Origin of the sequence: Pseudomonas sp. 2848, from assembly GCF_003253945.1 — a bacterium.
Taxonomy (GTDB): domain Bacteria; phylum Pseudomonadota; class Gammaproteobacteria; order Pseudomonadales; family Pseudomonadaceae; genus Aquipseudomonas.
Window position 1 is genome coordinate 246009 of the sequence record NZ_QKZD01000006.1, and the last position, 21102, is coordinate 267110.

General features: G+C 62.4%; 20 protein-coding genes and 1 pseudogene. 12 read left to right on the forward strand and 9 right to left on the reverse strand.

The window, feature by feature from the left end; translation table 11 throughout:
* Position 1: 1 nt before the first annotated feature.
* Together grxC and secB are read left to right on the forward strand one after the other, a co-directional pair.
* A complete protein-coding gene (gene grxC / locus DFS21_RS14080; RefSeq protein WP_003249204.1) occupies positions 2–256 on the forward strand; it encodes a glutaredoxin 3 in 255 nt (84 codons plus the stop codon).
* Between the two features lie 39 nt (positions 257–295).
* Complete coding sequence (gene secB / locus DFS21_RS14085; protein ID WP_023628821.1) at positions 296–781, forward strand: protein-export chaperone SecB; 486 nt, start codon at positions 296–298, stop codon at positions 779–781.
* Between the two features lie 84 nt (positions 782–865).
* Here secB and trmL read toward each other — a convergent pair whose 3' ends face one another.
* Positions 866–1327 carry a tRNA (uridine(34)/cytosine(34)/5-carboxymethylaminomethyluridine(34)-2'-O)-methyltransferase TrmL gene (gene trmL, locus DFS21_RS14090; RefSeq protein ID WP_110700337.1) on the reverse strand — a complete coding sequence of 154 codons (462 nt, stop codon included), beginning with the start codon at positions 1325–1327 and terminating at the stop codon, positions 866–868.
* On the opposite strand from trmL, the gene DFS21_RS14095 reads away from it, so the two are divergent.
* Positions 1326–1763, forward strand: coding sequence for a hypothetical protein (locus DFS21_RS14095; protein WP_111532532.1), 438 nt, complete (start codon positions 1326–1328; stop codon positions 1761–1763). The genes trmL and DFS21_RS14095 overlap by 2 nt on opposite strands.
* 317 nt (positions 1764–2080) lie before the next feature.
* Positions 2081–2986, forward strand: coding sequence for an RHS repeat-associated core domain-containing protein (locus DFS21_RS14100; RefSeq protein WP_111532533.1), 906 nt, complete (start codon positions 2081–2083; stop codon positions 2984–2986).
* Between the two features lie 115 nt (positions 2987–3101).
* On the opposite strand, the gene ntrC is transcribed toward DFS21_RS14100, so the two are convergent.
* The 4 genes from ntrC to glnA all read right to left on the reverse strand — a co-directional run bounded on the left by ntrC (position 3102) and on the right by glnA (position 7971).
* Positions 3102–4538 (reverse strand): nitrogen regulation protein NR(I), encoded by a 1437-nt coding sequence (ntrC, locus tag DFS21_RS14105; protein ID WP_111532534.1) that lies wholly within the window; start codon positions 4536–4538, stop codon positions 3102–3104.
* The gene (gene glnL / locus DFS21_RS14110) at positions 4535–5620 is read right to left on the reverse strand and encodes a nitrogen regulation protein NR(II) (RefSeq protein ID WP_046853886.1); all 1086 of its coding nucleotides are present in this window, start codon (positions 5618–5620) and stop codon (positions 4535–4537) included. The genes ntrC and glnL overlap by 4 nt, the downstream gene beginning before the upstream one ends.
* Positions 5621–5875: 255 nt before the next feature.
* A complete protein-coding gene (gene aroQ / locus DFS21_RS14115) occupies positions 5876–6418 on the reverse strand; it encodes a gamma subclass chorismate mutase AroQ (protein WP_110700346.1) in 543 nt (180 codons plus the stop codon).
* A gap of 146 nt (positions 6419–6564) precedes the next feature.
* The gene (gene glnA, locus DFS21_RS14120; RefSeq protein ID WP_111532535.1) at positions 6565–7971 is read right to left on the reverse strand and encodes a type I glutamate--ammonia ligase; all 1407 of its coding nucleotides are present in this window, start codon (positions 7969–7971) and stop codon (positions 6565–6567) included.
* A gap of 110 nt (positions 7972–8081) precedes the next feature.
* On the opposite strand from glnA, the gene DFS21_RS26620 reads away from it, so the two are divergent.
* The 3 genes from DFS21_RS26620 (at position 8082) to typA (ending at position 11751) form a co-directional block, all read left to right on the forward strand.
* Entirely contained in the window at positions 8082–8249 is a 168-nt protein-coding gene (locus tag DFS21_RS26620) for a hypothetical protein (RefSeq protein WP_158539551.1), read from the forward strand.
* A gap of 99 nt (positions 8250–8348) precedes the next feature.
* Positions 8349–9803, forward strand: a complete 1455-nt coding sequence (gene thiI, locus DFS21_RS14125; RefSeq protein ID WP_111532536.1) for a tRNA uracil 4-sulfurtransferase ThiI — start codon at positions 8349–8351, stop codon at positions 9801–9803.
* A 127-nt stretch (positions 9804–9930) separates the two neighbouring features.
* Positions 9931–11751 (forward strand): translational GTPase TypA, encoded by a 1821-nt coding sequence (typA, locus tag DFS21_RS14130; protein WP_046853888.1) that lies wholly within the window; start codon positions 9931–9933, stop codon positions 11749–11751.
* 112 nt (positions 11752–11863) lie between these two features.
* On the opposite strand, the gene DFS21_RS14135 is transcribed toward typA, so the two are convergent.
* Positions 11864–12268 carry a YkgJ family cysteine cluster protein gene (locus DFS21_RS14135; RefSeq protein WP_111532565.1) on the reverse strand — a complete coding sequence of 135 codons (405 nt, stop codon included), beginning with the start codon at positions 12266–12268 and terminating at the stop codon, positions 11864–11866.
* A gap of 185 nt (positions 12269–12453) precedes the next feature.
* Here DFS21_RS14135 and DFS21_RS14140 point away from each other — a divergent pair, with 185 nt between their 5' ends.
* From DFS21_RS14140 to DFS21_RS14150, 3 genes are all read left to right on the forward strand, one after another.
* Positions 12454–14919 carry a glycogen/starch/alpha-glucan phosphorylase gene (locus tag DFS21_RS14140; RefSeq protein ID WP_111532537.1) on the forward strand — a complete coding sequence of 822 codons (2466 nt, stop codon included), beginning with the start codon at positions 12454–12456 and terminating at the stop codon, positions 14917–14919.
* A gap of 157 nt (positions 14920–15076) precedes the next feature.
* A complete protein-coding gene (locus tag DFS21_RS14145; protein ID WP_038706942.1) occupies positions 15077–16087 on the forward strand; it encodes a class 1 fructose-bisphosphatase in 1011 nt (336 codons plus the stop codon).
* A 3-nt stretch (positions 16088–16090) separates the two neighbouring features.
* Complete coding sequence (locus DFS21_RS14150; RefSeq protein WP_110700352.1) at positions 16091–16687, forward strand: DUF924 family protein; 597 nt, start codon at positions 16091–16093, stop codon at positions 16685–16687.
* A gap of 33 nt (positions 16688–16720) precedes the next feature.
* Here DFS21_RS14150 and DFS21_RS27285 read toward each other — a convergent pair whose 3' ends face one another.
* Together DFS21_RS27285 and DFS21_RS27290 are read right to left on the reverse strand one after the other, a co-directional pair.
* On the reverse strand, positions 16721–17551 hold the full coding sequence (locus DFS21_RS27285) for a methyl-accepting chemotaxis protein (RefSeq protein WP_371926848.1): 831 nt from the start codon (positions 17549–17551) through the stop codon (positions 16721–16723).
* Between the two features lie 24 nt (positions 17552–17575).
* A pseudogene (locus DFS21_RS27290) lies at positions 17576–18613 on the reverse strand (cache domain-containing protein); the annotation flags it as partial.
* Positions 18614–18836: 223 nt separating this feature from the next.
* Here DFS21_RS27290 and bamE point away from each other — a divergent pair.
* Positions 18837–19091, forward strand: coding sequence for an outer membrane protein assembly factor BamE (gene bamE / locus DFS21_RS14160; protein ID WP_079230016.1), 255 nt, complete (start codon positions 18837–18839; stop codon positions 19089–19091).
* On the forward strand, positions 19088–19660 hold the full coding sequence (locus tag DFS21_RS14165) for a lipocalin family protein (protein ID WP_110700357.1): 573 nt from the start codon (positions 19088–19090) through the stop codon (positions 19658–19660). The genes bamE and DFS21_RS14165 overlap by 4 nt, the downstream gene beginning before the upstream one ends.
* 69 nt (positions 19661–19729) lie before the next feature.
* Here DFS21_RS14165 and DFS21_RS14170 read toward each other — a convergent pair whose 3' ends face one another.
* Complete coding sequence (locus DFS21_RS14170; RefSeq protein ID WP_110700358.1) at positions 19730–21094, reverse strand: formimidoylglutamate deiminase; 1365 nt, start codon at positions 21092–21094, stop codon at positions 19730–19732.
* Positions 21095–21102 lie beyond the last annotated feature (8 nt).

Genomic DNA, 21102 nt, shown 5'->3' on the forward strand with positions numbered 1-21102 from the left:
TATGAAGCCCGTCATCGTCTATTCCAGCGACTACTGCCCCTACTGCATGCGCGCCAAGTACCTGCTCGAGAGCAAGGGCGTGGCGTTCGAGGAGATCAAGGTCGACGGCAAACCCCAGGTTCGCGCCGAAATGAGCCAGAAGGCCGGCCGTACCTCGGTGCCGCAGATCTGGATCGGCAGCACGCATGTCGGTGGATGCGATGACCTCTATGCCCTGGAGCGCGCGGGCAAGCTCGACGCGCTGCTGGCGGCCTGATTCGCACTGCATTCAAGAACATTAGGAAAAGGATCTGCCATGACTGACCAACAGAACAACGGCGCTGGTGCTGAAGAAACCGCACCACAATTCTCCCTGCAGCGCATCTACGTGCGCGATCTATCGTTCGAGGCTCCGAAAAGCCCGCAGATCTTCCGCCAGCAGTGGGAACCGAGCGTATCGCTGGACCTGAACACCCGCCAGAAAGCCCTGGAAGGCGACTTCCACGAAGTGGTGCTGACCCTGTCGGTGACCGTCAAGAACGGTGACGAAGTGGCCTTCATCGCCGAAGTGCAACAGGCCGGCATCTTCCTGATCGCCAACCTCGATGCCGCTTCGATGAGCCACACCCTCGGCGCGTTCTGCCCGAACATCCTGTTCCCGTACGCCCGCGAGACCCTGGACAGCCTGGTGACCCGTGGTTCGTTCCCGGCGCTGATGCTGTCGCCGGTCAACTTCGACGCCCTGTACGCGCAAGAGATGCAGCGCATGCAGGAAGCCGGTGAAGTGCCGACCGTGCAGTAATTTCTGCCGGTAAAGCAAAAGGCGACCTTCGTGGTCGCCTTTTTCATGTCTCTTGCTGGTGATAGGGCCCGAGCGGCAAGCGCATCAGCTTCCGGCAAACTCCTGCTGGCGCCACGCCTCGTACACCGTCACCGCCACGGTATTGGACAGGTTCAAGCTCCGGCACCCCGGCCGCATCGGCAGGCGCAGGCGTTGTTCGGCAGGCAGGCTGTCCAGCACCTCGGCCGGCAGGCCACGGCTTTCGGGCCCGAACAGGAAAGCGTCACCGGGCAGGTACTCGACCTCATGGAACGGGTGCGAGCCTTTGGTAGTGAACGCGAACAGTCGAGGCTGATTCAGGCTTTCCAGGCATTCGGCCAGGCTTTGGTGGCGCTGTAGCGTGGCATACTCGTGGTAGTCCAGCCCCGCGCGCCGCAGGCGCTTGTCGTCCAGCTCGAAGCTGATGGGCTCGATCAGGTGCAGGGCGCAGCCGCTGTTGGCGCACAGGCGGATGATGTTGCCGGTATTCGGCGGAATTTCTGGTTGAAAAAGGATGACGTGAAACATGCACGGCTCCAAGCGTGAAGATGACGAGCATTCTACCCCCGAACCCGACCCGCGTTCGAAGGCCTGGCCGCGGGTGCTGCTGTCGCTGGCGATCTTCGGCATGCTCGTGGGCCTGATGATCGGCCGGCTGACGGCGCCCGAGGAGCGGGTGCTGGAGCAGGTCGAGGTGGTGCAGGGCGGGCTGGACCTATGGTTCAACGAAGAGCCGCAACTGCATGGCGAGAATGTCGAGGGTACCGTGGCCGTGGTGTTCCAGGCCGAGGGCAAGGCCGCGCGGGGCCAGTTGATGTTGCAGGGCAAGCCGGTGGGCTGGCGTTTGCAGAAGAGCGAGGAAGGCTTGCTGTTGACGCTGGTCGCTGCGCGCCCCCTGCGCGGCGAATGGACCGGCGCGCAGGAGGCGGGGCGTTGGCGGGTGCAGGTCAGGCTGCACGAATAAAAGAGGGGATATCCCGGCCTGCCTGTACCGAGGTCCCCGAAACTGGAGGTACTGGGTAGTTAGCAGGGAGCGTGCCAAGTCTAGTAGGCCCGGAAATGCAGTGTTCTGGCCATTTTTCGAGGGGTTCTGAGGACTAATCTGCCTTTTGCTGGTGCATATGGCCCAGCAACGGTGCAAAGGGGCTCTATCCGATAGATAGTGGACATCAGGCGGAGAAGACTTCTACCGGGACCTGATAATTTTGCCAGTATCGGACACCGATTAGCCTCGGTTAGCTTTCGGCTCATGATTTCATAGTCCTGCGGGAGTGACCGTTCATGAGCCTGTATTTGCCGATGCTTGATCGCCAGCGCTCACCATTCGGGGGGGGCAACTTCTCTAGAGCATATACACCTTACGGTGCCATTCCAGATGCAGGGGGGCCGGCCACCGGCTTCTGTGGACAGCTTCGCGACAGGGTGACTGGTAGCTATCCGCTGGGTAATGGCAATCGTTTTTACTCCCCGGAGATAATGCGTTTTCAGTCCCCTGATCGGTTGAGTCCGTTTGGAGCTGGCGGGATCAATGCTTATGGCTACTGTGCAGGTAACCCAGTAGATAATTGGGATCCCAGTGGAGGTTCGCTGGCCCGTGTGGATATGGTAGCTCCGGGGATCTCCGCTGGGGTGAGCGGTATTGCAACTGTAATGATGGCGCGTAAATTCATCAGCAGCCTCAAGACGAGGGCTGAGGTGAGGCGTATGAAGAAGGGGTCGAATGATCCCCACGTGCTCAATAGGAAGGAAGTTTCCAGAACTCGAATTGTTGAGCAGGGGGTTGCAACCTTTTCTGCTGGAGCAACGACTGCATCTAATTTAGCCGCAATGGGTGGGATTCTGCTTGCTGTGCCTCTGCAGATAGGTTTCGCAGCTGTGGGTGCCGGTGCATTTGGGCTTGATCAGCTTGCAAGCCACCGCGAAACGCGACACCGTGAGAGTCCGCTAAACTTTATGGGACGCTCCGCTGGGACGCGTGACAATCAAATTATTGCTGGACAAAAGCTAGCAAATGAAGCACTGCAAAAAAGCGAAACGCAGCCAGCACTAAGTCAGGCCGATTACGAGAATCGACTGGAAATGGCAAGTAGGGCTGAGCGCGCTGAGACTGACTTGTATAACGCTAATTTAATTGCTCAGCATAATGTTTCAGATCTCGATAATTTTATTAGAGCTCAGACACATTGACTTGCTTCGCATCTGAGCTCTGCTTGACAGCACTATTCTGCATTGAACAGGGATGAAGCGAGAGAATCCATGAGGGCCATGCTGGCCGCTCATGGATTTCGAGTGCGTTCAACGATCAGTGTTCTTCCCCCTCGTCCTCATCCCCCCCATCCACCTTCATCCCCAACTCCTTGATCTTGCGCGTCAAGGTATTACGACCCCACCCCAGCAACAACGCCGCATCACGTCGACGCCCGGCCGTATGCTTGAGCGCCGTCTCGATCATGATCCGCTCGAAACTGGGCACGGCGCTGTCCAGCAGGTTGGTCTGGCCGCGGGCAAGGGCCTGGTCGGCCCACTGGCGCAAGGCCTGTTCCCAGTTGGTCACCGGCGCGGCGTCTTGGGGCAGGTTGAGCAGCTCTGGCGGCAGGTCGCCGACCAGCACTTCGCGGCTGGAGGCCATCACGGTGATCCAGCGGCAGGTGTTCTCCAGTTGGCGCACATTGCCCGGCCAGGGCAGGTTGCGGATGAACGCTTCGGTCTCGGGCTTGAGCAGCTTGGGCTCCACCGCCAACTCCTGAGCGGCACGGCCGAGGAAATGGCGGGCCAGCGCCGGGATGTCCTCGCGCCGGTCGGCCAGGCGCGGGATATGAATGCGGATCACGTTGAGGCGGTGGAACAGGTCCTCACGAAACTTGCCGGCCTGTACCAGGGACTCGAGGTTCTGGTGGGTGGCGGCGATGATGCGCACATCCACCTTCACCGGCACATGGCCGCCGACCCGGTAGAACTCGCCGTCGGCCAGCACTCGCAGCAGGCGGGTCTGGGTATCGGCGGGCATGTCGCCGATCTCGTCGAGGAACAGTGTGCCGCCGTCGGCCTGCTCGAAACGCCCGCGACGCAGGTTGGCGGCGCCGGTGAAGGCGCCCTTTTCATGGCCGAACAGTTCGGACTCCATCAGGTCCTTGGGGATCGCCGCCATGTTCAGGGCAATGAACGGCGATGCCGCACGCGGGCTGTGGCGGTGCAGGGCATGGGCCACCAGCTCTTTGCCGGTACCCGACTCACCATTGATCAGCACGGTGATGTTGGAGTGGCTGAGGCGGCCGATGGCGCGGAACACCTCCTGCATCGCCGGTGCCTCGCCGATGATCTCCGGGGTGCGGGCCAGCGTCTGAGGCACTTCCAGGGCCTGTTGCTCCTGGGCGTGCTGGTTGGCGCGTTTGACCAGCGACACTGCTTCGTCGACATCGAACGGCTTGGGCAGGTACTCGAAGGCACCACCCTGGTACGACGCCACGGCGCTGTCCAGGTCGGAGTGGGCGGTCATGATGATCACCGGCAGCCCAGGGTGCTGGTCGCGGATCTGGGCGAGCAGGTCGAGACCGCTGGCGCCGGGCATGCGGATATCCGAGATGATCACGTCCGGTTGCTGGCGGGCCAGGCGGCCCATGACACCATCGGCGCTGTCGAAGCTCTGGGTGGTCATGCCTTCCTGCTGCAGAGCCTTTTCCAGGACCCAGCGGATGGAACGATCATCATCGACGATCCAGACGGTTTCACTTCGGCTCATGGGGCGGTGGCTCCTTGTTCCAGGGGCAGGTAGATCGAGAAGGTGGTGTGGCCGGCGTGGCTTTCACATTCGATCAGGCCCTGGTGCTGGCTGATGATGTTCTGGGTAATGGCCAGGCCCAGCCCGGTACCGTCCGGGCGGCCGCTGACCATGGGATAGAAGAGCGTGTCCTGCAGTTCCGCGGGGATGCCTGGGCCGTTGTCGATGATCTCGATCCGCGCCACCAGGCGGTGGCGCACATGGCCGATGGTGAACTGGCGCACGGCGCGACTGCGCAGGGTGATACGGCCCAGGCGCAGTTCGTTCTGCCCGGCGATGGCCTGCATGGCGTTGCGCACGATATTGAGCACGGCCTGGATCATCTGCTCGCGGTCGATCAGCACGTCCGGCAGGCTCGGGTCGTAGTCGCGCACCAGGGTGATGCCGCCCTGGCTCTCCGCCTCGACCAGGCTGCATACCCGTTCGAGCACTTCGTGGATATTGGTCATGGACAACGACGGCAGCTTGTTCGAGCCAAGCATGCGGTCGACCAGGTTGCGCAGGCGGTCGGCCTCTTCAATGATCACATTGGTGTAATCGCGCAGGCCATCCTCGGGCAGCTCGCGGGCCAGCAGTTGCGCCGCGCCGCGAATGCCGCCGAGGGGGTTCTTGATCTCGTGGGCAAGGCCGCGCACCAGCATCTTGGTGGTCTCCTGCTTGCTCAGCTGGGCCTCCTCCTTGGTGATGCGCAGCAGGCGGTCACGCGGGTGCACTTCCAGCAGCAGCAGGGTCTGGCCTTGGTGCAGGATGGGCGTGACGGCGTAGTCGACGGTGATGCTCTGGCCGGTCAGCGAGGTCAGCTGGGCTTCGCGCTTGGTGAACGGGTGCGCCTGTTCCACCGCCTGGCGCAGCGAGTTGAGTGCCTCGGCCGATTCGGTGAACAGCTCGCTGATGAACTGGCCATGGCTGCGCTGGCCACTGACAGCCAGGAGCATTTCCGCGGCTGGATTCATGTACTCCAGGCGCAGTTCGGCATTGAGCAGGAGCGTGGCCGTGGTCAGGTTGTCCAGAAGCAGACGGTGCTGTGCATCGCTGATGGTCATAAGGCGTCGGTGACCTCTGTTGGCACTCTTTTGGCGCCCCGGCCAGACCTGGGGCGCGCACGGATGACGTGCAGGATGCAATGAAAATGCAAGAACCAAACCAAGGCTCCGAAAAGAAGCGGGATTTCCGGATAAAGTCGCGTGTGCGCGCAAATTCGGCACACAAAGTCTTGGTTAAACGATTCTTGCGACCCAAACTGGGCTGCATGTCGAGGCGCTCGGCCTAGCTATGCACCAATATGGAGCATAGGGTGGTCAGGCGTTTTTGCACAGTTGGCCGGTGGCGCGGATCAGTGCGAGGTGTCGCGTGGCTTCGTGGGTGCGGCGCTGCAGTGCGTCGGCCAGGTAACCGGGGCATTTGATCGTGGCCCCCTGGTCGAACCGGGCAAGGGCCACGAGCAGTTGCGCCTGAAGGCGGTCTAATGTGGGGCGCACATCTTGGCCAAGATCACGTCGAGGCAGGTCGGGTGCTCGCCGTTCCCGGTGCCAGCTGTCAAGCAGGTAGTACTGGAGCAGTTTGCTGGCCTCGATCTGGTCTGCGAAGAATGCTTCGGCGCGTGCGGGGTCCAGTTGGTAGGCGGTTGCGGCCTGGCGTGCACTAGCCAGAACCAGTTGCTCGCGTTCCACGGCCTGCACAGGTTGCCCTCGGTCCCATTTGTGCAGGGCGACTGCTTCGGCAAGGTCAAGGCGGCGCTCGATGGCGTCGAGCAAGGTGTCGAGGTCCGAAGTGGGCGGCGGCGCGGCGCTGCAACCAGACAGTGCAAGGCAGCAAGTGAAGGCGAGGTGGGTGGTACGCATGGCGATCTCCTGGATGGGTGGAGAGTCGAGTGTCGCAGTGCTGCCAAATACGGCTGTAGGCCTAGTCCGATGATGCCGATGCAAAAATGGAAACGGCCTCCTGAAGGAGGCCGTCCTGATGTTACCGACGCGAGGCGCGGATCAGATCAGCAGCTGTAGTACAGCTCGTATTCCAGCGGGTGCACGAAGGTGCGGACCTTGATCTCTTCTTCGCTCTTCAGCTCGATGAAGGCATCGATGAAGTCGTCGGAGAACACGCCGCCCTTGGTCAGGAACGCACGGCCTTTGTCCAGCTCTTCCAGGGCTTCCTTCAGGCTGCCACAGACTTGCGGGATTTCCTTGGCCTCTTCAGGCGGCAGGTCGTACAGGTTCTTGTCGGCGGCATCGCCTGGGTGGATCTTGTTCTGGATACCGTCCAGGCCTGCCATCAGCAGGGCCGCGAAGGCCAGGTACGGGTTGGCCGACGAGTCCGGGAAGCGTGCTTCGATACGGCGGGCTTTCGGGCTGCCGACGTAAGGAATACGGATCGAGGCGGAACGGTTGCGCGCCGAGTAGGCCAGCATTACCGGGGCTTCGAAACCTGGGACCAGACGCTTGTAGGAGTTGGTCGACGGGTTGGTGAAGCCGTTCAGGGCCTTGCCGTGCTTGATGATGCCGCCGATGAAGTACAGGGCGGTATCGGACAGGCCGGCATAGCCTTCGCCAGAGAAGGTGTTCTTGCCGTCTTTCCAGATCGACATGTGCACGTGCATGCCCGAGCCGTTGTCGCCGTACAGAGGCTTGGGCATGAAGGTGGCGGTACGGCCATAGGCGTCGGCAACGTTGTGCACGACGTATTTCAGGGCCTGTACTTCGTCAGCTTTCTTCACCAGGGTGTTGAACTTGACGCCGATTTCGTTCTGGCCGGCAGTCGCCACTTCGTGGTGGTGAACTTCGACGGTCTGGCCCATTTCTTCCAGGGCGTTGCACATGGCGGTGCGGATTTCGTGGTCGTGGTCGAACGGCGGAACCGGGAAGTAGCCGCCTTTCACGCCCGGACGGTGGCCTTTGTTGCCGCCTTCCACGTCAGCGCCGGTCATCCACGAGCCCTGCTCGGAGAAGATCTTGAACATCGAGCCGGAGATGTCCGAGTGGAACTTCACTTCGTCGAAGATGAAGAACTCAGGCTCTGGGCCTGCGAACACGGTGTCACCGATGCCGGTGCTCTTCAGGTACTCTTCGGCGCGCTTGGCGATGCCGCGCGGGTCACGATCGTAGCCCTGCATGCTCGACGGGTCGACGATGTCGCAGGTGATGATCAGGGTCGGTTCTTCGGTGAACGGGTCCAGCACGGCGGTTTCGTCGACCGGCATCAGGATCATGTCGGAGGCTTCGATGCCTTTCCAGCCAGCAATGGAGGAGCCGTCGAACATCTTGCCGACTTCGAAGAAGTCTTCGTCCAGGCCATCGCGCGCCGGCATGGTCACGTGATGCTGAATGCCCTTGGTGTCCGTGAAACGCAGATCAATCCACTTGACGTCATGATCTTTGATGAGTTGAACCGACTTCGACATGTTGTCCTCCGGATGGTCTAGGGCGCAGTTGGCCGCTGCCCTGGAAATAAGGGTGTCGCTGGGCGCGGATAGTCGGCCAAGCTTACCTGCCTCACAAGGGAGCAAATTGCATGCCAGTGCCCGAAAATGGCCTGCACGGGATAAAAGGAGGCGTTGCTGGGCATTTGCTGATGATCTGGATGGCTGCGGTGCACTCATGTGATGCGTTTTTTAACTTTGTTGCACCGTTATGGTGCGCCCTGTGCGTGCAGGGCTACATCGCGGGGCAGGCAACATAAATCCCAACCTTCTGGACAAAAGTTGGTCAAAAGCTGAGCAATTTCCGCTATAATTCGCGCCCCTCATTTTCGGTAGGCCCTGGGCGCGCTGTTAAACCAATGAAACTTATCGTCAAAGTCTTCCCAGAAATCACCATCAAGAGCCGGCCGGTGCGCAAGCGCTTCATCCGCCAGCTCGCCAAGAACATCCGCAACGTGCTCAAGGACCTTGATCCCGAGCTCGCGGTTGATGGTGTCTGGGATAATCTCGAGGTGGTCACCCGCGTCGAGGACGAAAAGATCCAGCGCGAAATGATCGAGCGCCTCACCTGCACGCCGGGTATCACCCACTTCCTGCAGGTCGAGGAGTATGCACTGGGCGACTTCGACGACATCGTCGCCAAGTGCAAGCACCACTTTGGCCACCTGCTGGCCGGCAAGCGCTTCTCGGTACGCTGCAAGCGCGGCGGCCACCACGATTTCACCTCGATGGACGTCGACCGCTACGTCGGCAGCCAGCTGCGCCAGCAGTGCGGCGCCGCCGGCATCGACCTGAAGACGCCAGAAGTCGTGGTGCGCATGGAGATCCGCGACCAGCGCCTGTACGTGATTCACAATCAGCACAACGGCATTGGCGGCTACCCGCTGGGCGCACTGGAGCAGACGCTGGTACTGATGTCCGGTGGCTTCGACTCCACCGTCGCGGCCTACCAGATGATGCGTCGCGGCCTGATGACCCATTTCTGCTTCTTCAACCTCGGTGGCCGTGCCCACGAGCTGGGCGTGATGGAAGTGGCCCACTACCTGTGGAAGAAGTACGGCAGCAGCCAGCGCGTGCTGTTCATCAGCGTGCCGTTCGAGGAAGTGGTCGGCGAGATCCTCAACAAGGTCGACAACAGCTACATGGGCGTCACCCTCAAGCGCATGATGCTGCGCGGCGCCGCGCACATGGCCGACCGTCTGCAGATCGACGCGCTGGTCACCGGCGAGGCGATCTCCCAGGTATCGAGCCAGACCTTGCCGAACCTGTCGATCATCGACTCGGCCACCGACAAGCTGGTGCTGCGCCCGCTGCTGGCCAGCCACAAGCAGGACATCATCGATCAGGCCACCGAGATCGGTACCGCCGACTTCGCCAAGCATATGCCCGAGTATTGCGGCGTGATCTCGGTGAACCCGACTACCCATGCCAAGCGTCACCGCATGGAGCACGAAGAGAAGCAGTTCGACATGGCCGTGCTGGAGCGCGCCCTGGAGCGCGCCAAGTTCATCTCCATCGACCATGTGATCGACGAACTGGGCAAGGACATCGAAATCGAGGAAGTGGCCGAGGCACTGCCAGGCCAGATCGTCATCGACATTCGTCACCCCGACGCCCAGGAGGACGAACCTCTGGTGCTGGAAGGCATCGAAGTCCAGGCCATGCCGTTCTACGCCATCAACAGCAAGTTCAAGCAGCTGGACCCCACGCGCCAGTACTTGCTGTATTGCGACAAGGGTGTGATGAGCCGTCTGCACGCACACCACCTGCTCAGTGAGGGACATGCCAATGTGCGTGTTTATCGTCCGACATAAGACGCCAGGGCTGTATGGCGGCAGCATCCGCCATCGCCCTCCCGACCACCGGGCCCGCTGAGCCGTAAACCGTACATATTGGCCGCCTACACTGGCGGCAACCGAATCCTCTGATCGAGATACAGTTGTGATCGAAAATCTGCGTAACATCGCCATCATCGCCCACGTTGACCATGGTAAAACCACCCTGGTCGACAAACTCCTGCGCCAGTCCGGCACCCTGGAGCGTAACGAGCTCAACGACGAGCGCGTCATGGACTCCAACGACCAGGAAAAAGAGCGCGGCATTACCATTCTGGCGAAAAACACCGCCATCAACTGGAACGGCTACCACATCAACATCGTCGACACCCCCGGTCACGCCGACTTCGGTGGCGAGGTTGAGCGTGTAATGTCGATGGTCGACTCCGTGCTGCTGCTGGTCGACGCCCAGGACGGCCCGATGCCGCAAACCCGCTTCGTGACCAAGAAGGCCTTCGAAGCTGGCCTCAAGCCAATCGTCGTGATCAACAAGGTCGACCGTCCGGGCGCGCGTCCTGACTGGGTTCTGGACCAGATCTTCGACCTGTTCGACAACCTCGGTGCCACCGACGAACAGCTGGACTTCAAAGTCGTCTACGCCTCGGCCCTGAACGGCATCGCCGGTCTGGACCACACCGCCATGGGCGAAGACATGACCGCCCTGTACCAGTCGATCGTCGACAACGTACCGGCGCCGGACGTTGACCGTGAAGGTTCGTTCCAGATGCAGATCTCGGCACTGGACTACAACAGCTTCCTCGGTGTTATCGGTGTTGGCCGTATCGCCCGTGGCCGCATCAAGCCGAACACCCCGGTTGTTGCCATCGATGTCGACGGCAAGAAGCGTAACGGCCGTATTCTGAAGCTGATGGGCCACCACGGCCTGCACCGCGTCGACGTCGAAGAAGCCCAGGCTGGCGACATCGTCTGCATCAGCGGTTTCGACGAGCTGTTCATCTCCGACACCCTGTGCGCCCCGGACGCGGTAGAAGCGATGAAGCCGCTGACCGTCGACGAGCCAACCGTCTCGATGACCTTCCAGGTCAACGACTCGCCGTTCTGCGGCAAGGAAGGCAAGTTCGTCACCAGCCGTAACATCAAGGACCGTCTGGACAAAGAGCTGCTGTACAACGTTGCCCTGCGCGTCCAGGAAACCGACTCCCCTGACAAGTTCAAGGTATCGGGCCGTGGTGAGCTGCACCTGTCCGTTCTGATCGAAACCATGCGCCGTGAAGGCTTCGAGATGGCCGTAGGCCGTCCTGAAGTGATCATCCGCGAAGTCGACGGCGTCAAGCAGGAGCCGTTCGAGAACGTCACCATCGACATCCCTGAAGAATCCCAGGGCAAGGTCATGGAAGAAATGGGTCTGCGTAAAGGCGACCTGACCAACATGGTGCCGGATGGCAAGGGCCGTGTTCGCCTGGAATACAACATTCCAGCCCGTGGTCTGATCGGTTTCCGTAACCAGTTCCTGACCCTGACCAACGGTGCAGGCATCCTGACCTCGATCTTCGATCGCTACGACACCATGAAGTCGGGCCAGATGTCCGGCCGCCTGAACGGCGTACTGGTTTCGGTCGAGACCGGCAAGGCACTGACCTACTCGCTGGAAACCCTGCAGGCGCGCGGCAAGCTGTTCGTCGAGCACGGCCAGGAGATCTACAACGGTCAGATCATCGGCCTGAACAGCCGCGACAACGACCTGGGCGTAAACCCGACCAAAGGCAAGAAGCTCGACAACATGCGTGCTTCGGGCAAGGACGAAGTCATCGCCCTGGTGCCGCCGGTTCGCCACACCCTGGAACAGGCTCTGGAGTTCATCCAGGACGACGAGCTGTGCGAAGTCACGCCGAAGTCGATCCGTCTGCGCAAGAAGATTCTGGACGAAGGCGAGCGTACCCGCGCTGCCAAGAAAGCCAAGAACTGAGTTAGCTCAGGCTGAATGAAAACGCCCCCGGTCGAAAGGCCGGGGGCGTTTTTGTTTGCCTTCAGAAATACAGGCCGCTTTGCAGCCCCAGCATTTCAGGCGTGGCGCAGTCTCAGCGCCCGACCATCTTGGGCTTGTACGCGCAATACCCCGGCCGCGGCCCGACCTTGGGGTGGTTGCGGCAGGTATCCGGGCGCTTGTCGTAGATGGTGCACAGGCGGCTCTTGCGATCCAGGTACATGCAGTCATCGTTGCTCATCCGGGTCAGGGTGAAGATCCCCGACTTCTGGTTGAAGCGCTCGATGATGCCTTCCTTCTGCAGGCGCTTGGCCACGTTCTTTGGTGGTTCGTCTTTCTCGAATTCATCCACCACGCCAATGCGGATCAGATCCTTGATCTTCACCTCCACCGGCAGGGTGCAACAGGTCGAGTGGCAGCCAGCACACATATGGCTGGCATAGCGCTGCCAGGTCTCCAGGCGGTCGACTTCGGCGGCGGCGATCAGGGTCGTTTTCATGGTTATGGGGTGAATCACGGTCTTGGGGCGCGCGATCATACCGGAGTTGTTCAATTTGTGAACAACCTTTTGCCCGATTCCCCTGGTGGTTGATGAAAACCGCGAACGCTCGCTGTCGCTGTGTGTCAGAGCGTCTAGGCTGAACACTCTCCCTGCGCTTTCGCCTACTTGCCCGAGGATGCCGCATGTCCCAGGAAAACAAGGCCCGTGAGGCCAAAGCTCATCCCGATGAGGTGGCCGCGTTCCGCGCCGCCGTGCTGGCCAAGCTGACCTACGCCGTTGGCAAGGATCCGGAACACGCCTTTGATCACGACTGGTTCGAGGCCATTGCCCTGGCTGCCCGCGACCATATGGTCGACCACTGGATGGATCACACTCGCCAGGCCTACCGCCGTAGCCAGAAACGGGTGTATTACCTCTCCCTCGAGTTTCTCATCGGCCGCCTGCTGTACGACAGCCTGAGCAATCTGGGTTACCTGGAGATCGCCCGCGAGGCCCTCGAAGGCCTGGACGTCGACCTGGAGCGCATCCGCCTGCTCGAGCCCGATGCGGCGCTGGGCAACGGTGGCCTCGGGCGCCTGGCGGCGTGCTTCATGGAGAGCATGTCGACCCTGGGTATTGCCGCCCATGGCTATGGCATTCGCTACGAGCACGGGTTGTTCCGCCAGGCGGTGGTCGATGGCTGGCAGCAGGAGCAGACCGAGAACTGGCTGGACTTTGGTAACCCCTGGGAGTTCGAGCGGGCCGAGGTGATCTATCCGATCAGTTTCGGCGGCAGCGTCGAGACCGTGCAGGAAGGCAATGGCCAGCAACGTCAGGTCTGGTGGCCGGGCGAGACGGTGCGGGCGGTGGCCTATGACACGCCGGTGGTCGGCTGGCGCGGCTCCAGCGTCAATACCCTGCGCCTGTGGCGTGCCCGGGCGCTGGAGGAGCTGCACCTGGAGCGCTTCAATGCTGGTGACCACCTGGGCGCGGTGGCCGAGGTGGCCCGCGCCGAAAGCATCTCGCGAGTGTTGTACCCGGCCGACAGCACCGAGGCTGGCCAGGAGCTGCGCCTGCGCCAGGAGTACTTCTTCGTTTCGGCGTCGCTGCAGGACCTGCTGCGACGCCACCTGAACATGCACAAGGACCTGCTCAACCTGCCGGATGCCGCGGCCATCCAGCTCAACGACACCCACCCGTCGATTGCCGTGGCCGAGCTGATGCGCCTGCTGGTCGACCAGCACGAAATCCCCTGGGACAAAGCGTGGGCGCTGACCGTCGGCACCCTGGCCTACACCAACCACACCTTGTTGCCCGAAGCCCTGGAAACCTGGCCGGTGGCATTGATGGAGCGCATGCTGCCGCGGCACATGCAGATCATCTACCTGATCAACGCCTACCATATCGACGCACTGCGGGCCAAAGGCCTGCACGACTTCGACGTGCTGCGCGCGGTGTCGTTGATCGAGGAGGACAATGGCCGCCGGGTACGCATGGGCAACCTCGCGTTCCTCGGCTCGCACAGCGTCAACGGCGTCTCGGCGCTGCACAGCAAGCTGATGAAAAGCACGGTGTTCGCCGAGCTGCACAAGCTTTACCCGCAGCGAATCAACAACAAGACCAACGGCATCACCTTCCGCCGTTGGCTGTACCAGGCCAACCCGCCGCTCACGGCGATGCTGATCGAAGCGCTGGGGCCGGAGGTGCTGGATGACCCGGAAGGCAAGCTCAAGGCACTGGCGTCCTTCGCCGACAAGGCCACCTTCCGCAAGCAGTTCGCCGCCCAGCGCCTGCACAGCAAGCGCGCCCTGGCCAGCATTATCCAGGACAGGTTGGGCGTGACGGTCAACCCGGAGGCGCTGTTCGACGTGCAGGTCAAGCGCATCCACGAGTACAAGCGCCAGTTGCTCAACCTGCTGCATACGGTGGCGCTGTACCAGGCCATCCGCAACGACCCCGGCACTGACTGGGTGCCGCGGGTGAAGATTTTCGCCGGCAAGGCGGCGGCCAGCTACCACCAGGCCAAGCTGATCATCAAGCTGGCCAACGACATTGCCCGGGTGGTCAATAACGACCCCACGGTGCGCGGCCTGCTCAAGGTGGTGTTCCTGCCCAACTACAACGTCAGCCTGGCTGAGAGCATCATTCCGGCGGCGGATCTGTCCGAGCAGATTTCCACGGCCGGCTACGAGGCCTCCGGCACCAGCAACATGAAGTTCGGCCTCAATGGCGCGTTGACCATCGGCACCCTCGATGGCGCCAACGTCGAGATGTGCGAGCAGGTGGGGGCGGAGAACATGTTCATCTTCGGCCTGACCGCGCAGCAGGTGGAGGCACGCAAGCGCAGCGGCGACTTTGGCGCCGCGTCGGCGATCGCTGCCTCCCATCGTTTGGGCGACGTGCTGCAGGCGATTCGCAGCGGGGTGTTCTCGCCTGATGATCCGGCGCGCTATGCCGGCTTGGTGGACGGGCTGATCGCCTACGACCGCTTCCTGGTGTGCGCCGACTTCGATGCCTACTGGGACGCCCAGCGGCGGGTCGAGGAGTTGTGGCACGCGCCGCAGGACTGGTGGCGCGTGGCAGTGCTGAACACGGCGCGCATGGGCTGGTTCTCGTCTGACCGGACCATTCGCGAGTATGCGAGCGAGATCTGGAAGGCCTTGGATTGAAGCGTGGGGCTGCGCGGCAGCCCCGATCGACCAGCTGCGTGAACTCAATGGTCAAAGCGCCGTCTGATCCGCCAGTCGAGTCTCTTTGCTCGCTAGCCTGCAACTCTCCCTGTAAACTGCGGGGGTTTTTCTCCCCCTTTCCTTTTCGGAGCCATACATGTCCCGCGTTACCCTGAGTCGCTATCTGATTGAGCAGACCCGCAGCAACAATACCCCTGCCGATCTGCGCTTCCTGATCGAAGTGGTGGCGCGTGCGTGCAAGGAGATCAGTCACCACGTGTCCAAGGGCGCCCTGGGCGGCGTGCTGGGCAGCATGGGCACCGAGAATGTGCAGGGCGAGGTGCAGAAGAAGCTCGACGTGATTTCCAACGACATCCTGCTCGAAGCCAACGAGTGGGGCGGTCACCTGGCCGGCATGGCCTCCGAAGAGATGGACAATGCCTACCAGATCCCGGGCAAGTACCCTAAAGGCGCCTACCTGCTGGTCTTTGACCCGCTGGACGGCTCGTCGAACATCGACGTCAACGTCTCGGTCGGCACCATCTTCTCGGTGCTGCGTTGCCCGAACGAATACCTGAGCCAGAACGAAACCCTGAACGAGAATGCATTCCTGCAGCCAGGCACCCAGCAGGTCGCCGCCGGTTACGCTATCTACGGCCCGCAGACCATGCTGATCCTGACCCTGGGCAACGGCGTCAAGGGCTTCACCCTGGACCGCGAGCTGGGCAGCTTCGTCCTGACCCACGAAAACATCCAGGTACCGGCCACCACCGCCGAGTTCGCCATCAACATGTCCAACCAGCGCCACTGGGAAGCCCCGGTGCAACGCTACGTGGGCGAGCTGCTGGCCGGCGAGACCGGGCCGCTGAAAAAGAACTACAACATGCGCTGGATCGCCTCCATGGTGGCCGATGTGCATCGCATCCTGACCCGTGGCGGCCTGTTCATGTACCCACGCGATGCCCGCGAGCCGAGCAAGCCGGGCAAGCTGCGCCTGATGTACGAAGCCAACCCGATGTCGTTCATCATCGAACAGGCAGGCGGCGCCTCCACCAACGGTTACGAGCGTATCCTCGACATCAAGCCGGAGAGCCTGCACCAGCGTGTGTCGGTGATCCTCGGCTCGAAGGAAGAGGTCGAGCGCGTCACCGCCTACCACAAGGAGTAAGTCATGCTCGCACCTTGGCAGCCGTTGCTGGAGTGGTGGTTCGGTTGGGGCACAAGTGCCCAGGCCGTGGCTGACGAGAAGAACACGCTGTGGTTCGGCAAGCATCACGACGTCGATGCCCAGGCGCTGTTCGGCGACCTGGTCGAGCAAGCCCTGGCGGGCGGGCTCGACGAGTGGCAGCAGAGCCCCCAGGGCTGGCTCGGTCTGGTGCTGCTGCTGGATCAGCTGCCGCGCATGATCTATCGCGACACGCCGCGTGCCTTCGAGGGTGACCGGCGTGCCCAGGTAGTGGCCATGCAGGGGTTGCAGAAGGGCTGGGACTACCAGCTGCTGCCGATCCAGCGGGTGTTCGTGCTGCTGGTACTGGAGCACGCCGAGGTGCTGGACTGGCAAAACCTGTGCGTCGAGCGTTACCAGACCTTGCTGGACGAGCAGCCCGAGGCCAACCGTCGGTTGTTCGAAGGCTTCCTCGACTATGCCGAGCAGCACCAGCGGGTGATCGCCCGCTTCGGGCGCTTCCCGCACCGCAACCTGGTGCTGAACCGCCCGAGCACCAGTGAAGAGATGGACTTCTTGCTGGAGCCTGGGTCCAGGTTCTAGTGCCAGTGGGGCCGCGAAGCGGCCCCAGCCATCTCAGATCCTGAAACTACCCACCAGGTGCTTCAACCGCTCGACCTGATGCTCCAGGTCGGTGCAGGCACGCAAGGTGCTCTGCAGGTTCTGCACCCCTTCCTGATTCAGCGTATTGATCTCGGTGATGTCGACATTGATCGACTCGACCACGGCCGTCTGTTCTTCGGTGGCGGTGGCCACCGACTGGTTCATGCCGTCGATTTCGCCGATGCGCTGGGTGACGCTGCCCAGGCGTTCGCCGGCCTGGTTGGCGATGCCGACGCTGCGGTCGCTGTGTTGCTGGCTCTGGTTCATGGTGCTCACGGCCACCTGGGCTCCGGCCTGCAGCTCCTCGATCAGGCGCTGCACCTGCTGTGCCGAGTCCTGGGTGCGGTGTGCCAGGTTGCGCACCTCGTCGGCCACCACCGCGAAACCACGCCCGGCTTCGCCGGCACGGGCTGCCTCGATGGCCGCGTTGAGCGCCAACAGGTTGGTCTGCTGCGAAATGCCGCTGATCACATCGAGGATCTGGCCGATGTTGGCCGTGTGGTTGTTCAGCGTTTCGATGTTGCCGCTGGCATCACTGATGCGCGCCGACAACTGATTCATCACGTCGATGGTTTCGCCCACCACCTGCTGGCCCTCTTCAGCCAGGCCGCGGGCGGCGCTGGAGTGCTGCGAAGCGAGGGCGGCGTTCTGGGCGATCTCCTGGGCGGCGGCGCCGAGCTGGTTGATCGCCGCGGCGACACTGCTGGTGCGGCTGGACTGCTGGTCGGCGTTGTGGATCGAGGCATTCGAGGCGCTCACCACCTGACCGGCCACGGCATTCACCTGGCCGGTGGCCGAGGCCACTTCGCGGATCGATTCGTGGATCCGCTCGACGAAGCGGTTGAACGACTGCGCCAGGCTGCCGAACTCGTCCTGGGCGTGGATGGCCAGGCGCCGGGTCAGGTCGCCTTCGCCCTCGGCGATGTCGCGCATGGCGCGGCCCATGACGTGCAGCGGTTCCATCAGCACGCGGATCAGCAAGCCGAGCAGGGCGATGATCACCACCACCGCGATCAGTGTCGCCACCACGGCCGAAGTGCGCAGTTCGCCGAGCATGGCGAAAGCTGCGTCCTGGTCCAGCACCAGGGCCACGTACCAGTCCGCCGACGGCACGCCGTCGACGTGGGTGAAGCTGATGAACTGTTTGCGACCCTCGACCTCCACTTCCTTCAGGCCGCTGCCGATGCGCAGGTTACTGCCAGGGTAGACTTCCGCCAGGGGCTTGAGCGCCAGTTCGCCCTTGGGGTGGATGAGCACCTTGCCCTCGCCGTTGACGATGAAGGCGTGCCCGTGGCCGCCGAAGTCCAGGGTGTTGATCAGGTTGCTGATGGTCTGCAGATCGGTGTCGACACCGCTGACGCCGATCATGCGCCCGCCCTGTTGCACCGGAGTGGCCAGGGTAATGACCAGCTTGCCGGCCGATGCCGAGATGTACGGTTCGGTGACGATGGTTTGGCCCGCGGTGCTGGCCGCCTTGTACCAGCCGCGCACGCGCGGGTCGTAGTCGGCGGCGCGGTTGCCCACCGGCACCGACTGCATGCTGCCGTCCTGGCCGCCGAAGTAGGTGAGGATGAAGTTGCCGCCATACACTGGCAGCGCCAGGATGCGCTCGAGGCTGCTCTTGGCGGGGCCGTCGACGGCAATCTGCTGGGCCACCGAGTTCACCAGCTGGATGCGGCTGTCGAGCCAGGTGCGGATGTTGCCGGCGGTGAGGTTGCCCAGCGATTGCAGGGTCGACTCGGTGTCGCTACGCAGTGACTGACGCTGTCGGTAGTCGTTGAACAGGACGAAGCAAGTGAAGGCGACTGCCACCACCAGGGCGGCGGCCAGCAGGATCTTGTGGCTGAACTTGAGGTTCTTGGTCATTTTTCTTGGAATCTGCGCACGGGCACGAAGGGGAGGGGTGCGGCAAAAGGCCACACCACCGCTCTATGTCGACGCGCAGGGATAAAACATTAATCGTTTGCGCGCCAGGCGACCAACGGTGCACAACGAAACCTCGTCGGCCAGGGAACCGAGGAGCCTTTTTCCCTTCTAAGCTCCCTGCAGGCCCTCGTGCCTGTGTATCCATCTCCAGGAGTGTCCCTTCATGTCGTTGCGTTCCCTCGCCTTGTTGTCCTTGTGCGTCGTCCTGACCGCCTGCAGCAAGATCAACCAGGAAAACTATTCCAAGCTCAAGGCTGGCATGAACAAGGCCGAGGTCGAGCAGTTGCTCGGCACGCCCACGGAGTGCTCTGGTGCGCTAGGCATGAGCAGTTGCACCTGGGGGGACGAGAAGAGCTTCATCAGCGTGCAGTACGCGGCGGACAAGGTCCTGATGTATTCCGGGCAGGGCCTCAAATGAGGCACCTGCACCTGCTGCTAGGCGTGTGCCTGGTGATGCTGCTCGGTGGCTGCGCCACCTTGGCCACCGACCCGCTGGCGCCGAAGACCGCAGGTGCGGTCGACCTCAAGCGTTACCAAGGCAAATGGTTCGAGCTGGCGCGCCTGCCAATGAAGTACCAGGACGGTTGCGCCCAGTCCGAGGCCCATTACAACCTCAAGCCCGATGGCACGGTCGGCGTGCTGAACCGTTGCCGTACCCTGGGTGATGAATGGCTGCGTGCCGAGGGCCATGCGACGCCGCAGCAGGCGGGGCATACCGACAAGCTGTGGGTGGAGTTCGACAATTGGTTCACCCGCCTGGTGCCCGGGGTGGCCAAGGGGGACTACTGGATCCTGTTCGTCGACGAGCGCTATCGCACGGCGATTGTCGGCAGCCCGGACCGCAAGTACCTGTGGATTCTTTCGCGTACGCCTTCGTTGCCGGCGTGGGAGCGTGAAAACCTGCTGGCCAAGGCGCGGCAGCAGGGCTTTGATACCAGCCGCCTGATCTGGCGCACGCCCGACAAGAGCATCGTCGCCCGGCATTGAGGACGCCATCGCGGGGCAAACCCGCTCCCCACATTACCTGTGGGGGCGGGCCCCGCGATGTTTCGACTGTCAGTCCAGCAACTGACGCAGCACTTGTACAAACGCTGCCGCGCTTTGCTCCTCCTGTTCATGCCGCCCTTGGCGCACAACCCACTGCCCGTTGACCATCACATCGCGTACCTGGCGATCAGAACCCGCGAACAACCAGCGGTTGAGAATGGCATCGCCGTCGGCCACGGCCAGATACGGATCCTGCCCGTCCAGTACCAGCCAGTCCGCCCGCTTGCCCACGGCCAGTTCGCCGATCGGCTGCCCCAGCGCCTGGGCACCGCCCAGCAGCGCGGCGTCGTACAAGGTTCGACCAACCATCGGCTGATCGGCGCGATACAGGCGATTGCGCCGCTGGTCACGCAGGCGCTGGCCATACTCCAGCCAGCGCAGTTCCTCGACCACGCTCAAAGACACATGGCTGTCCGAGCCGATACCCATGCGCCCGCCCTGGGCCAGGTAGTCCACCGCCGGGAAGATGCCGTCACCCAGGTTCGCCTCGGTGGTCAGGCACAATCCGGCCACCGCGCCACTGCGGGCCATGGCGGCGACTTCGTCGGCTTCGGCGTGGGTAGCGTGGACCAGGCACCAGCGCTGATCGACATCGACATGCTCGTACAGCCATTGCAGCGGACGGCGGCCGCTCCAGGCCAGGCAGTCATCGACTTCCTTCTGTTGCTCGGCAATGTGGATATGGATCGGGCAGGATTTGTCGCTGGCACCGAGCACATCGGCGATCTGCCCCGGTGTCACGGCGCGCAGCGAGTGGAAGCACAGTCCCAGTGCCTGCGCCGGCTGTTGTGTCAGCAATGGTGCTAGCTGCTGTTGCAGTTGCAGGTATTGTTCGGTTGAGTTGATGAAGCGCCGTTGCCCGTCATTGGGCGCCTGGCCGCCGAATCCGGCATGGCTGTATAGCACCGGCAGCAAGGTCAGGCCGATGCCGCTGGCGGCGGCGGCGGCGCTGATGCGCCGCGACAACTCGGCAGGGTCGGCATAGGCCTGGCCGTTCTGGTCATGGTGTACATAATGGAACTCGGCCACCGAGGTGTAGCCGGCCTTGAGCATCTCGATATACAACTGGCGCGCGATGACCTGCAGTTGCTCCGGCGTGATGCGGCCGACCAGGCGGTACATCAGCTCGCGCCAGGTCCAGAAGCTGTCGTTGGGATTGCCGGCCACTTCCGCCAGCCCTGCCATGGCCCGCTGGAATGCGTGCGAGTGCAGGTTGGGCATGCCCGGCAGCAGCGGCCCGCCCAGGCGCTCGGCGCCCTCGGCGTCGGCATCGGCCATGATCGCGGCCAGTCGACCGTCGGCGGCGACCTCCAGGCGGACATTGCGGGCCCAGCCCGAAGGGAGCAGGGCGCGTTCGGCGAAGTAGGCGGGCATCGGTGAAA